This window comes from Pseudomonas syringae group sp. J254-4 (genome assembly GCF_032586855.1).
GTDB classification, from domain to species: Bacteria; Pseudomonadota; Gammaproteobacteria; order Pseudomonadales; family Pseudomonadaceae; genus Aquipseudomonas; species Aquipseudomonas amygdali.
Genome location: NZ_JAWHOO010000012.1, coordinates 1 through 13,847, shown reverse-complemented (window position 1 = coordinate 13,847; position 13,847 = coordinate 1). Strand labels below are relative to the sequence as shown.

Annotated in this window: 12 protein-coding genes; 7 read left to right on the top strand and 5 right to left on the bottom strand. The window is 60.2% G+C overall.

The features are described 5' to 3' along the window. Position 1: 1 nt before the first annotated feature. A complete protein-coding gene (locus RYB09_RS15455; protein WP_058399904.1) occupies positions 2-859 on the bottom strand; it encodes an ABC transporter permease in 858 nt (285 codons plus the stop codon). Positions 860-1,116: 257 nt separating this feature from the next. On the opposite strand from RYB09_RS15455, the gene RYB09_RS15450 reads away from it, so the two are divergent. After that, on the top strand, positions 1,117-2,205 hold the full coding sequence (locus RYB09_RS15450) for an LLM class flavin-dependent oxidoreductase (RefSeq protein WP_058409677.1): 1,089 nt from the start codon (positions 1,117-1,119) through the stop codon (positions 2,203-2,205). 61 nt (positions 2,206-2,266) lie between these two features. Here the strand turns inward: RYB09_RS15450 and RYB09_RS15445 are convergent, their stop codons facing one another. Then, positions 2,267-3,172 carry a LysR family transcriptional regulator gene (locus tag RYB09_RS15445; RefSeq protein ID WP_004657392.1) on the bottom strand — a complete coding sequence of 302 codons (906 nt, stop codon included), beginning with the start codon at positions 3,170-3,172 and terminating at the stop codon, positions 2,267-2,269. A 219-nt stretch (positions 3,173-3,391) separates the two neighbouring features. Here RYB09_RS15445 and RYB09_RS15440 point away from each other — a divergent pair, with 219 nt between their 5' ends. From RYB09_RS15440 to RYB09_RS15425, 4 genes are read left to right on the top strand one after another with little or no spacing between them, the layout of a single operon-like run. Next, positions 3,392-4,006 carry a cysteine dioxygenase gene (locus RYB09_RS15440; RefSeq protein WP_193600919.1) on the top strand — a complete coding sequence of 205 codons (615 nt, stop codon included), beginning with the start codon at positions 3,392-3,394 and terminating at the stop codon, positions 4,004-4,006. Next, complete coding sequence (locus tag RYB09_RS15435) at positions 4,003-5,586, top strand: rhodanese-related sulfurtransferase (RefSeq protein ID WP_316889210.1); 1,584 nt, start codon at positions 4,003-4,005, stop codon at positions 5,584-5,586. Before RYB09_RS15440 ends, RYB09_RS15435 begins: the two co-directional genes overlap by 4 nt. Before the next feature lie 56 nt (positions 5,587-5,642). Continuing rightward, on the top strand, positions 5,643-6,632 hold the full coding sequence (locus tag RYB09_RS15430) for an ABC transporter substrate-binding protein (RefSeq protein ID WP_316889208.1): 990 nt from the start codon (positions 5,643-5,645) through the stop codon (positions 6,630-6,632). 32 nt (positions 6,633-6,664) lie between these two features. After that, positions 6,665-7,858, top strand: a complete 1,194-nt coding sequence (locus RYB09_RS15425; protein ID WP_316889207.1) for an acyl-CoA dehydrogenase family protein — start codon at positions 6,665-6,667, stop codon at positions 7,856-7,858. A 7-nt stretch (positions 7,859-7,865) separates the two neighbouring features. Here RYB09_RS15425 and RYB09_RS15420 read toward each other — a convergent pair whose 3' ends face one another. From RYB09_RS15420 to RYB09_RS15410, 3 genes are all read right to left on the bottom strand, one after another. Continuing rightward, positions 7,866-10,136: a molybdopterin guanine dinucleotide-containing S/N-oxide reductase gene (locus tag RYB09_RS15420; RefSeq protein WP_316889206.1), complete on the bottom strand. Its 2,271-nt coding sequence runs from the start codon at positions 10,134-10,136 to the stop codon at positions 7,866-7,868. 28 nt (positions 10,137-10,164) lie between these two features. Then, on the bottom strand, positions 10,165-11,157 hold the full coding sequence (locus tag RYB09_RS15415) for an ABC transporter substrate-binding protein (protein ID WP_316889324.1): 993 nt from the start codon (positions 11,155-11,157) through the stop codon (positions 10,165-10,167). 115 nt (positions 11,158-11,272) lie between these two features. Further along, positions 11,273-12,181 carry a LysR family transcriptional regulator gene (locus RYB09_RS15410; protein WP_316889204.1) on the bottom strand — a complete coding sequence of 303 codons (909 nt, stop codon included), beginning with the start codon at positions 12,179-12,181 and terminating at the stop codon, positions 11,273-11,275. Between the two features lie 188 nt (positions 12,182-12,369). On the opposite strand from RYB09_RS15410, the gene RYB09_RS15405 reads away from it, so the two are divergent. Continuing rightward, entirely contained in the window at positions 12,370-13,092 is a 723-nt protein-coding gene (locus tag RYB09_RS15405; RefSeq protein ID WP_058409682.1) for a pirin family protein, read from the top strand. A 233-nt stretch (positions 13,093-13,325) separates the two neighbouring features. Beyond that, positions 13,326-13,682 (top strand): cupin domain-containing protein, encoded by a 357-nt coding sequence (locus RYB09_RS15400; RefSeq protein WP_223282932.1) that lies wholly within the window; start codon positions 13,326-13,328, stop codon positions 13,680-13,682. The last annotated feature ends 165 nt before the right edge of the window (positions 13,683-13,847 follow it).

Here is a 13,847-nt window from a genome sequence, read left to right as displayed (position 1 = left end):
CTCAATTCCTCACGAAGGTCGGTCGCCAGGCCAGCGCATAGCGCTCCAGCGTGCGAATGATGCCGTCGATCACCAGGCCCAGGACGCTGTAGATCAACAGGCAGATAACGATTACATCAGTGCGCATGAAGTCGCGGGCATCGCTGGCCAGAAAGCCGATTCCTGCGGTGGTGTTGATTTGTTCGACAAACACCAGCGCCAGCCAGGAGATACCCAGCGAATAGCGCAGCCCGACAAAAAAAGAAGGCAGCGAACCGGGCAGGATCACGTGCCAGATCAGCTCGCGACGGCTCAGCCCCAAGGTGTTGGCGGCCTCGATCAATTTCGGGTCGATGTTGCGGATGCCGGAAAACAGGTTCAGGTACACCGGAAAGGTGGTGCCCATCACGATCAGCGCCACTTTGGTGAATTCGCCGATGCCGAACCAGAGGATGAACAGCGGCACCAGTGCCAGCGACGGAATGGTGCGCAGCATTTGCATCGGCGAGTCGAGGGCAATTTCGCCGCGTCGGGATAGCCCGGTTATCAGTGCAGCGACCACACCAATGCTGACGCCGATGCTCAAGCCCAGCAATGCGCGCTGCAGCGATACCCACAGGTGCACGGCCAGTTCACCTGAAACGATCATCGACCAGAGCGTGCCGCCGATCTGCGACGGTGCAGCGATCACTCGGCTGGGCAACAGACCGGTTTGTGAGGCCAGCTCCCAGAGCAGCAACAGTGCCAGCGGGCTGAGCAGACGCAAAACAGAGCCCGGCACTTGCCGACGCTGGCGATGCTGTTCAGAAGCGCGACGCTGTTCAGGCTTGTTGACCCGCAGAAAACCGGGGTCGGCGGGGTTGAGCGTTGTGTCAGACATGGGCGCATCCTTTCTGGGCAAATCGGGCATAACGCACCCGATGCAGTATGGACACCATGCTATGAGCATAAGAAAGCCGAGTGAAATTCTATTTGGCTCTAAGCTAATAGTTAAAATATTTGATTACAAACAAAACTTATAATGCATATTTTTTATAATTAACTTAGACCAAAATCGAATTTCACAGCCCCGTCTGCTTGCCTTTATGGTGCTTCTCGACAAGGTCGAACGGACCTCAACCATTGGCAGGAGTTTTCATGAGCATCGAATTCATTGGCTATATCGCCACGCAACCCGGTTCTGAAATCCACCCGCGCAGCGGCGCGACCATCCAGCCCGACTACGTGAAGACAGTGGCCAAGGCTCATGAAGACGCAGGTTTTGATCGTGCGCTGATTGCGTACCACTCCAACAGCCCGGACAGCACACTGGTGGCCGCGCATGCCGCCAGCGTGACCAGCACATTGAAGTTTCTTGTCGCACATCGTCCCGGTTTCATCTCCCCCACCGTGGCAGCCCGGCAATTTGCGACGCTGGACGTGTTCAATGGCGGGCGCACTGCGGTGCATATCATTACCGGCGGCGACGACAAGGAACTGCGTGCCGACGGCAGCCACATCGGCAAGGACGAGCGCTACGCACGCAGCGATGAATACCTCAGTGTGGTACGTCAGGAATGGACCAGCGACAAGCCGTTCGATCATCAGGGCACCTACTACCAGTTCGAGGGCGCGCACTCGCTGGTCAAGTCCCCGCAGCAGCCACACATCCCGCTGTACTTTGGCGGTTCCTCGGCAGCAGCGATTGCGGTGGCCGGCAAACACGCCGACGTCTATGCCCTGTGGGGCGAGACGTACGAGCAGGTGCGCGATGTGGTGAAACAGGTGCGCGCCGAAGCCGCCAAACATGGCCGGACCATTCGTTTCAGCCTGTCGCTGCGCCCGATTCTGGCCGACACCGAAGAACAAGCCTGGGCACGCGCCGACAGCATTCTGGAAAAAGCCAAGGCATTGGCAGACCGCAGCGGCTTTGTCCGTCGCGAACCACCCAACGAAGGGTCGCGTCGCCTGCTGGCCGCAGCGGCGCAAGGCTCACGTCTGGACAAACGCTTGTGGACGGGCATCGCTGGCCTGCTCGGCGCGCAGGGCAATTCCACGTCGCTGGTCGGCACCCCGGAACAGGTCGCCGAAGCGCTGCTGGACTATTACGACCTGGGGATTACCACCTTTCTGATTCGCGGCTTCGACCCGCTGGAAGATGCTATCGATTATGGCAAAAAGCTGATCCCGCTGACCCGCGCACTGGTGGCTCAGCGTGAACAGCAGGCTCGCGAACAAGTCGCCTGATTCAACGCCATGCGGGCGGGCCAGGCTTCTGACTGAAGACTTCCCGCCCGCAATGGCGTTTTCAGGCGGCTGCTGAAACCGGCTTGAGGGAGCGAGCCACCAGCGCGCCAAAAGCCTCGACCGGTGCTTGCAGATTGCCCAGAAAACGTGGGTAGAACAGCCACAGGTCCATCACCGGTTTGAAGTCCTTGAGCGGCAGCACCACCAGTTGCTCGCGGTGAGCGCTGCGCTCCAGCAACGGCCTTGGCACCAGACCCAACCCCATGCCATCGGCTACCAGCCCCAGTTGCAGCTCGGTGCCGAAGGTTTCCAGATTGACCTTCATGCTCAGCCCTTGGTCGGTCAGCGTACGCTGCAAACCTGCGCGAAAACCACAGCCATCGGGGTTGAGTACCCAGCCCTGCTCGTAGCAATCCGCCAGCTTGCCGGGCTTTTTCGGCACCAGCCCCTTGGCGCAGACCACCACCAGTTCCATCTTGCCGATGGACTGACCGACGATGTTGTCCGGGAATATCTTGCCGGCAGGAAACAGCGCTGCCGCAGCATCCAGCTCACCGTTTTCGATTTTGCCGATCAGGTGGCTGCCCCAGCCGGTGCTGACCTGAGCGCGCAAATCCGGGAATTCTCCGCGTAGCTGCTTGAGCGCATCGAGCAGCACCACGTCACCGATGGTTTGCGGCACACCCAGACGCAACAGGCCACTGGGCGGCGTGTCGCTGGCCACCAGCTCGCGCAACGCATCCATCTCGCGCAGGATGGCCAGGCACTTCTGGTACACCTGGATGCCCATCGGCGTTGGCTTGAGCGGCTTGGTATTACGATCGAACAGCTCGACCCCAAGTGCCTGCTCGAAATTCTGCACCCGGCGAGTAATCGCCGGCTGGGTCAGATCCAGCGATTCAGCGGCATGGCTGATCGACTGACAGCGGATGACTGCAACGAACGCATCGATATCATCAATTTTCATTCGGACCGCACATAAAGAAGAGAAGAAACACAGGCAAAAAGAATAGTCCCGGCAGACGTCCATTCATAGCCCGTCCAACAGACCGACGCTAGATTTCACGCATTGCAGCACGGAAGTAAAAGACGTTTTCGTTATAACCTAATCATTAAAAAATAGCATATTAAATATCCATATTATGCTTATATCAAACCATTCCCTGACCTTGATCTGGAAATGGACATGACTCAGAACCGACACCCGGAACGACTCGGGGCCTTTATCGATGCGCTGGGCGAGCTGATTGGCAGCGAGCCGCACGAAGGCGATCTGTTGCGTCGCGGCGGCAAGCTGCTGGCGCAACTGGTCAGCCACGATGACTGGCTGGCAGAAGAATTTGCCGTACCCGACCCCGACCGCTATCAGCAATTTCTGCTGTATGCCGACCCGCAGCAGCGCTTTTCAGTGGTCAGTTTTGTCTGGGGACCGGGGCAACGCACGCCGATTCATGACCATCGCGTCTGGGGTCTGATCGGCATGCTGCGCGGTGCCGAGCATTCACAGGGCTATACCCGCAACGCGCAAGGACGCCTGGAAACCAGCGGCCCGGCGATTCGCCTGCAACCCGGCCAGGTCGAAGCGCTGTCACCGAAAAGCAACGATGTGCATCAGGTCAGCAATGCTTTCAACGATCAAGTGTCGATCAGCATCCACGTTTACGGTGCCGATATCGGCACGGTGAAGCGTGCGGTCTACGACCTGGACGGCACAGAAAAACTGTTCATCTCCGGCTATTCGAATGCCGCAGCCGTCACCCACGCCACTCAGGATCAGCCAACAGGGAGCCCCGCCCGATGACCACATCTGCCACCCGATCATTCGCCGACGTTCGTCAGGCCTTGATGGACCGCCAGGAACTAGCCTTGGTAGACGTCCGCGAAGAGGCACCCTTTGCCCAGGCCCATCCTCTGTTTGCGGTGAACATCCCGTTGTCGAAGCTGGAGCTGGAGGTGTTCCCGCGCATCCCGCGACGCGACACAGCCATAACCCTGTACGACGATGGCGAGGGCCTGGCGCAGGTTGCGCTGCAACGTTTACAGGCGCTGGGCTACAGCGATGTGAAACTGCTCGACGGCGGCCTGCAAGGCTGGCGTGAGGCTGGCGGCGAGTTGTTCATCGATGTGAATGTGCCGAGCAAGGCGTTTGGCGAACTGGTGGAACACCATCGTGCTACCCCGTCTCTGGCGGCTGAAGAGGTCAAGGCCCTGCTCGACACCAACGCCGATGTAGTGGTGCTCGATGCCCGGCGCTACGACGAATACCAGACCATGAGCATCCCCGGTGGCATCAGCGTACCGGGCGCGGAACTGGTGCTGCGGGCACGGGAGCTGGCACCGGACCCGAACACCCGAATCATCGTCAATTGCGCCGGTCGCACGCGCAGCATCATCGGCACTCAGTCGCTGGTCAATGCGGGCCTGCCCAATCAGATCAATGCGCTGCGCAATGGCACGATTGGCTGGTTACTGGCCGGTCAGACGCTGGATCATGGTCAAAGCCGGCGTTTTGCAGCAGTCAGTGAGGAAACCCGCGAAACCGCCAGTGCCGATGCGCGCAAGGTGGCTGATCGCGCCAAGGTCAAACGCGCCAGCCGCGCTGACCTGCAACGCTGGCAAGCCGAGACTTCGCGCAACACGTACCTGTTCGATGTGCGCACACCGGAAGAGTTTGCCAAAGGCCACCTGCCCGGTGCGCGCTCCACACCGGGCGGGCAACTGGTGCAGGAAACCGATCACTTCGCCAGCGTACGCGGTGCACGAATAGCCTTGGTGGACGACGACGGCGTGCGCGCCAACATGTCGGCCTCCTGGCTGGCGCAACTGGGCTGGGACGTGTCGGTGCTCGATGATCTGCATGCAGCAGACTTCAGCGAAACGGGTGACTGGGATGCGCCGTTCCCTGCGCCACCGCAAGTGGAGGCGATCAGCGTCGAGACGCTTGTTCAATGGCAGACACAGGTCGAGGTGGCGGTGCTGGATTTCACCGCCAGCGCCAATTACGTCAAACAGCACATTCCCGGTGCCTGGTGGACCTTGCGCGCCGACCTCAAACAGGCGCTGGAAAAAATACCTGCCGCCGACCGCTACGTATTGACCTGTGGCAGCAGCCGGCTGGCGCGCTTTGCCGTGGCCGACGTCGAAGCGCTGACCGACAAGCCGGTGTTTTTGCTCGATGGCGGCACCGCCAGCTGGATCAAGGCTGGCCTGCCGTTGGAGCATGGCGAAAGCCGACTGGCCTCGCCACGCATCGATCGCTATCGCCGCCCGTACGAAGGCACCGATGCGCCGCGCGAAGCCATGCAGGCCTACCTGGACTGGGAGTTTGGCCTGGTGGAGCAATTGGGCCGGGACGGGACGCACGGGTTTTACGTGATTTGAGCGTGAGGAACGATAAGTGTCTGGCCGACCGATCAACTCAATGGAGAAACACCTCAATGCTGCCTTTTTTCAAATCACCTTTACCGCTCAAAAGCCTGCTGCTGGGCGCGTTGCTCAGTGTGCTGGCAGGCCAGCAGGTGGTGGCTGCCGAGCAGGCTCCGCTGTTGGTCGCCAATCAGAAGTCGCTGCTGAAAATACTGTTGCAGGTCTCCGGCGAACTCAAGGACGTGCCTTACGAGATCCAGTTTTCCGAGTTCCCCTCGGCGGCCCCTCTGGGAGAGGCATTGAACGCTGGCGCTGTGGATATCGGTGCGCTGGGTGATGCGCCCTATGTGTTCGCGCTGGGCGCGGGTGCGCCCTTGAAAGTGGTCAGTATTACCCATGCGCAGGGCCGCTTCACCACGGCGGTTCTGGTTTCGAAGGACTCGCCGATCAAGACCGTTGCCGACCTCAAGGGCAAGCGCATCGTCACCGGGCGCGGCTCCATCGGCCACTACCTGGCGATCCGCGCCCTGCATGAAGCCGGGCTGAAAAGCAGTGACGTCACCTTCATCAACCTGCTGCCCAGCGAATCGCGTCTGTTGCTGGACAGCGGCGACGCCGATGCCTGGGCGACCTGGGACCCTTACACGACGATTTCCATCGCGCAAAGCGACGCTCGTGTGCTGGTCAGTGGCAGCGAGTTGCTGAGCAATCACCTCTACCTCGCCGCCACCAGCAAGGCCATTGAAGGCAAACGTGCCCAACTGGATGATTTTGTAGCCCGGGTGGAGCGCGCCTTCAACTGGTCCAATGCTCATCCCGAAGAGTACGCGGCCGCTCAGGCGAAAGTCACCGGCCTGCCGCTGGCGGTGCATCTGGCTGTGGCCAAGGCGACGAAAATGCAACGTACGCCGATTGATGATCAGATCGTTCAGGGACTGCAGAACACTGCGGACACCTATTTGGCTGAAGGCATCCTGACTAAAAAAATCGACGTTTCAACCGGCTTCGACAAGAGCTTCAACGCCTCGCGCGCGCAGATCGCTCAGGCCGCCACGCAATGACCGCTGCATAACCGCTGCGAAAAGGACCCCGCATGACACTCTCGACCCTGCGCCCTACCCCGCGCCCGCATTATCCGGCAGCCGAGTCGGCTGAAGACTTCAGCGAACGACTGGCTACGCTGACCGCCACACTGGCTGAAACTGCCGAGCAGTACGACATCAGCGCCCAATTCCCTCACGCCAACTTTCAGTTGCTGCACACCCACGGCCTGCTCGGCCTGACCGTACCGGCTGAACTGGGCGGCGGCGGTGCCGATCTGCCGCGCGCGCAGCAAGTGGTCAGCGCGGTGGCAAAGGGCGAACCGTCGACGGCGCTGATTCTGGTCATGCAATACCTGCAGCATTCAAGGCTGCAAGAGAACCGTAACTGGCCGAGCCATCTACGTGTACAAGTTGCCGAAGAGGCGGTACGCGAAGGCGCGCTGATCAATGCCTTGCGCGTCGAGCCGGACCTGGGCACCCCTGCGCGTGGCGGCCTGCCGGGCACCGTCGCCCGCCGCAGCGCCGACGGCTGGCGCATCAGCGGCAGCAAGATCTACTCCACCGGCAGTCATGGCCTGACCTGGTTCGCCGTGTGGGCGCGCAGCGACGACGATGACCCGCTGGTGGGCAGCTGGCTGGTCCACAAGGACACGCCGGGCATCAGGATCATCGAGGACTGGGACCACTTGGGCATGCGCGCCACCAGCAGCCACGAAGTCCGCTTCGACGACGTGCTGGTGCCGCTCGATCATGCCGTCAGCGTCAGCCCGTGGAGCGCCCCGCAATCCGAACTTGATGGGTCGGGCATGCTGTGGATGTCGGTGCTGCTGTCGTCGGTCTACGACGGCATCGCCCACTCTGCCCGCAACTGGCTGGTGCACTGGCTGGAACAGCGCAAGCCGTCCAACCTCGGGGCCGCGCTGTCGACCCTGCCGCGCTTTCAGGAAACCGTCGGGCAGATCGACACCTTGCTGTTCGCCAACCAGAGCCTGCTGCAGTCCGCGGCCCAGGGCCACACGCCCGCACAGCATGCTGCGCAGATCAAATACCTGGTGACCGGCAACGCGATCCGCGCGGTGGAACTGGCCATCGAGGCCTCGGGGAATCCGGGACTTTCACGCAGCAACCCGCTGCAGCGCCATTACCGCAACGTGCTGTGCGGCCGGGTGCATACGCCGCAGAACGACGCGGTATTGGCGGGTGTGGGCAAGGCAGTTTTTGCGGCACGTAATAAAGAGCAGTAAAACGCACTCAGAGTAGTGACGGCGGCTCGAACGCCGTCACTGGCGGCAGCGCCTGATTCCATTTGACGATGTCCACCGACGCGGTCTGCGCCGCACACCCTTGCGACAGGCTGGAAGCACCGATGTCCTGGGTGATCACATTAGGGTTGCCGTGCTTTTCCAGACTGCCCGGCTCGCCATGCACCAAAGGATCGAACCAGGCACCGGTGGCAATCTGCACAACGCCGGGTCGAATACTGTCCGATACGATTACTCCAGCCAGAAACGCCCCCCGCTCATTGAAGACCTTGGCCACATCACCATCGACCAACCCGCGCATTTGCGCATCCAGCGGGTTCAGGGTCAGCGGCTCGCGTGCCTGAATTTTCGAGGAACGGCTGTAGCTGCCGTGGTCGTACTGACTGTGCAGGCGGGTTTTGGGTTGATTGGACAGCAGGTGCAGCGCGTGGGTAGGCGCAGGTTTGTCCAGCCACACAGGGTGGCCGGGACAGTCCGCATAAGCGAAGCCTGCGATGCGCTCGGAGAAAATTTCGATGCGCCCGGACGGCGTCGGCAGTGGATGCGCGTCAGGGTCATCGCGAAAGGACTTGAGCAGTACGCTATCGGTCTGGGGATAGTCTATTTCCAGTAATCCGTCACGCCAGAACTGCTCGAAATCCGGCAGGGTAATCCCGAAGGTTTCAGCGCGCTGCCGAGACTCATCGTAAATAAAATGCAGCCAGGCCTGGGCATCACGACCTTCGGTAAATGCCTGTGCCACACCCAGCCGCTCGGCCAGCCCGGCCAGAATCGAATAGTCATCACGAGACTCGCCCACCGGCTCGATGGCCTGCTGCATGGCAATCATGAAACGATCGGACGCCGAGCTGCCGATGTCGTTGCGTTCCAGCGCCGTGGTGGCTGGCAGCACGATGTCGGCATAGCGTGCCTGAGCGGTCCAGAACTGCTCGTGAACGATGATGGTTTGCGGCCGCTGCCACGCCTCCAGCAGCCGATTGAGGTCTTGATGATGGTGAAAGATATTGCCACCCGACCAGTACACCAGGCGAATATCCGGGTAAGTCTGCTGCTGCCCGTTGTAATCGAAGGGTGTACCGGGGTTGAGCAACATATCTGTCACCCGCGCGACCGGGATGAAGTCCTTGACCGGGTTGCTGCCCTGGGAAAAACGCGGCCCGGAAAACGCCTTGCGGCCGCTGCCGGTGTTGTTCATGCAGCCATAACCCAGGCCGAAGCCGCCACCGGGCAAACCGATCTGCCCCAACAACGCCGCAAGGGTGACGGTCATCCAGAACGGTTGCTCGCCATGTATAGAACGTTGCAATGAATAAGCGACGTTGATCATGGTGCGTTTACTGGCCATGCGCCGCGCCAGGTCGACAATCTGCTGCGCAGGGATATCGGTCAATACTGCGGCCCACTGCGGGTCCTTAGGCTGGCCGTCGACGTGCCCCAGCAGGTAATCGCGAAAACGCTCATAGCCCACGGTGTAGCGCTGAACGAAATCTTCGTTGTGCAGCCCTTCGCTGATCAATACCCAGGCAAGCGCCATCATCAACGCCGTATCGCTGCCGGGGCGTACCGCCAGCCACTGGTTATGCGTCGGACCAGCCAGGTCATCACGCAGCGGGCTGACGTTGACGAACTCCACTCCGGCGTCGGACATGCGTTGCAACGCGTCGGCCAACAGATGGTCACTGGCACCACCGGGGCTGGTCTGCGCATTCTTGGCGGGCAAACCACCAAAGGCGACGAACAGCTCGCAGTGCTCGGCTAGGTTCTTCCAGGACGTATGCTCAGCCAGCAGCCAGTCCATATTGCCGACAATGTGCGGCATCAGCACCCGCCCGGCCCCCAGGCTGTAGCTGTCGGTACTGAAGACATAACCGCCGATGCAGTTGAGGAAGCGATGCAGCTGGCTTTGTGCGTGATGAAAACGCCCTGCGCTGCCCCAGCCGTAGCTGCCGCCAAAAATTGCCTGATTGCCGTGCTCGCGTCTGACGCGCTGCAACTCGCTGGCGACCAGATCCAGCGCCACCTCCCAGGAGACCTCGACGAACGGCTCCTGCCCACGTAAATCGGGTCGCCCGCCGGCCTGCTGAAGAAAACTGCGACGTATCGCCGGGCGCATGACGCGTGTAGGCGAGGTAACGGCATCGGCAACCGAATCGCCAATCGGTGAAGGGTCCTTGTCCCACTCCGCAGGCAGCAGGGCTTTCAACTTGCCTCCCTCGACCTGCGGGCGATAAACACCCCAATGCAATGACGTAAAACTCATGGTGAAGGCTCCAGGACAAGGCAGTCGTTCAGCGGGCAACCTGCTTCTGGCTGTACAGCGCCGCATTGAACGACTCGTCAAACACGCTGGCAGCAGGATAGCGTTTGGTCAGCCCGGCGTTGTTGAAAAAATCGATAGTCTGCTGCGCACCTGCCACCACTTGCGGTGTGATCGGCACCACCACGACCTGGGCGCGGGAAAACCAGCGGCGCGCCACTTGTGCATCGGCTCTGGTCAGCGCAGCCCAAGCGTTGGCATAGATTTCATTGTGCTGCGGGTCGCTGACCGACCAGGCGCGAGCAGCTTGCAGGCGCTGCAGGAAATCGCTGATCTGCGCACGCTTGTCCTTGATGGCCTGATCGTTGGCGACAATGAAGCTTTGCGCGGGGATCAAGCCGTCGGCTGTCGCAATGATTCGTGCGCCCTGTCGCTCCTGTTGAGTGACATAAGGTTCCCAGGTCGCAATCGCATCCACCGAGCCGCCATCCAGCGCGTGGGAAGAATCCAGTGCACTGAGGTAGCGATATTCAACGGCATCGCGGGCGACACCCGCCCTGTCCAGCGCGGTGAGCATCAGTTGCTGGCTGAACGAGCCCTTCCAGATGGCGACTTTTTTGCCGGCCAGATCCGCGACGGTTTTGATCGGCGAATCCTTGCGCACCACAATCGCAACGCCGTCGAGGTTCTGCCGCGATACGCCGATGACCTTGATCGGCGCACCCAGCGCGCCCATGAACAGCGCAGGCGAATCGCCCAGCAAACCGATGTCCAGGCTACCGACGTTGAGCGCTTCGGCGACCGGAGAGCCTGCGGTGAACTGCTTCCATTCAAGCTCGTAGGGCAGATCCTTGAGTACACCGGCCGCTTCCATCACGGTCCGGGCGCTGTAACTCTGATCACCGACAATCAGGTCGGCAGCCTGGGTGTTCAGCGTGGCCACAAGGCCCAGCGCCAGGCCCGTCAGCAGGCGTTGGCTCCAGCAGATGATAGTTGTCGGCACAGGCAGGGTCTCCAGAAGCATCGGGCAGATCGAATTGATCGGCAACGACCCTAACACCCGAACAAAAATTAGCTAAATTCATTTTTGTTCTAGCCTAAGATGCAAAAAAATTATCTAAACCTGTCCGACGAAGCGCTCACCCAGGCAGTTCATTGAGCTCGATAGCTGATTCCAGACGCTCGCGCAGGAATTCGATGAATGCCTGCACTGGACGTGAGGCCTGACGGTGCTGGGGATAAACCGCTGACAGCGTCAAGGGCTCGGGCCGCAAGTCATCTAGCACCCGCACCAGGCCGCCGTCACGCAGCGCCGCGCCAACAATGAACGTCGGCAGGTAGGTGATGCCCAGCCCGGCCACCGCCGTGTCTCTCAGCAGCTCGCCATTATTGGCGCGCATCCGCCCGCTGATGTTCAATATCAAAGGCTTGCCCTGCACCTGAAAACGCCATTGCGCCTGACGGCTGTGGCCATAGGGCAGGCAATCATGAGCGTGCAGATCTTCGGGTTTTTGCGGCGTACCGCGCTCGGCCAGGTAGGCAGGGCTGGCGCAGTAGACCCGATCAATCGAGGCAATGCGCCGGGCGATCAGGCTGGAGTCTTCCAGCACCCCGATACGCAGCACCAGGTCATAGCCTTCGCTGATCAAGTCCACCGCACGATCGCTCAGGTCCACCTCCACCGCCACGTCGCGGTAACGCTGCAAAAACAGCGGCAGCAGACAGCCCAGATGGGCAACGGCAAACGACAGCGGCGCACTCAGACGCAGGGTGCCGCGTGGCTCGTTGTTCTGCCCGGTAATCCCCTGCTCGACCTGTTCGACCTCGGCCAGCAGGCGCAGAGCCGATTCGTAATAACTCTGCCCCAGCGGCGTGACATCCAGACGTCGTGTGGAGCGGTTGAGCAGGCGCACGCCCAGCCGTTCCTCCAGTTGCATCAGGCGCCGACTGACAAATTGCTTGGACAGGCCCAGCTTGTCGGAGGCAGCCGTGAAGCTGCCGGACTCCATGACCTGGCAGAAAATCCGCATGTCTTCAAAAGGGTTCATGTGTCGTAGCCTGAGTGAACGCTGAATGCTGTTCGACAGAGCGTAACGTGCCACTCGCTACTGTCAACCACAGCGAGACAGTCATTCATGTTCCAGCTACTTATTGCGACAGTCGATAAGCCGTAACCTTTGTCTCACTTGATCGATTGCTGAATGTGCAGCGTCGATAAACGGATGGAGAAAGAATCATGCTGACTCTTCGTAAAGCTTCCGACCGCGGCGCTGCCAACCATGGCTGGTTGAAATCCTTTCATACCTTTTCCTTTGCCGGTTATCGCAACCCTCAGGAGCAGGGCTTTTCCGATCTGCTGGTGATCAATGACGACCGCGTGATTGCGGGCAAAGGTTTCGGCCAGCACCCACACCGCGACATGGAGATCTTTTCCTACGTGCTGGAAGGTGCGCTGGAGCACAAGGATACGCTGGGCACCGGGTCGGTGATTCGTCCTGGCGACGTGCAATTGATGAGTGCCGGCAGCGGCGTGGCGCACAGCGAGTTCAACCATTCGCACACCGAGGGCGTGCATTTTCTGCAGATCTGGATCGTGCCGAATGTTGCAGGCGCAACCCCTAACTACCAGCAGGAGCATTTCAGCGCTGAACAGAAACGCGGTCATTTGCAGTTGATCATTTCCCCGCAAGGCGAGAACGGTGCGCTCAAGGTTCGTCAGGACGCTCGTGTGTATGCCGGTCTGTTCAATGGCAATGAAACTGCCACCCTGGAACTGGCTGCCAACCGATATGCCTACGTGCATGTCGCCCGTGGCAGTGTGGTGCTCAATGGGCAGCCGCTTGATGAAGGTGACGGGGTGCGTTTGCGCAACGAACAGGTCATTAGCCTGAGCGAAGGCGTTGACGCAGAAGTGTTGGTGTTTGACATGCGGCCCAATGAACTGCCGCAGATGCCCTGATGCATCGAGCCCATTACCTGGACCGACATGGCGTTTCTTTCACTTGATAGGCGCCTGCGCCTGAGCCACGCTCCGCCCGACAAGGCATAGTATTCACTCCCCCCTGCCCTTGCCGGGCAGCGGGCAGGGGGGATCAACTCTATTGAGCATCAGGCGAGGAAAAAACCGTGGCCAGTGATCAACTTGATTGTGTCCTTTTGAAACCCGCCAAGCCCTCTCAAGGCAAGCAGGGTATGGATTATCAGGTCGGCATCTCCGCACAAAGTGCAGGTGCCCGACATATCCATATGCAGCTGCTGACAATTGCCCCCGGCGGCAGGGGCAAGGCTCACAAACATCAGGAGCATGAAACCGCCATCTATGCCCTGAGTGAAGCCACCGGCTGCTGGTATGGCGAGTCGCTGGAAAAGCATGCCATCGTGGAACAAGGCGACTTCTTTTATATCCCGGCGGGAATGCCGCATGTGCCCTATAACCGCAGCAACGAGCGCGAAGCAACGGTTCTGGTCGCGCGTACTGATCCCAATGAGCAGGAGAGCGTGACCCTGATGCCGGAGCTCGACGAGTTATTGGCATCCAGACAGGGCTGAGCGTGACACGCGGGGAAAGATGATCTTTTATAAAGATGCTTAAAACGCACAAACAAAAACGCCGCTCTGATGAGCGGCGTTTTTGTGAATTTGGAGCGGGAAACGAGACTCGAACTCGCGACCCCGACCTTGGCAAGGTCGTGCTCTACCAACTGAGCTATTCCC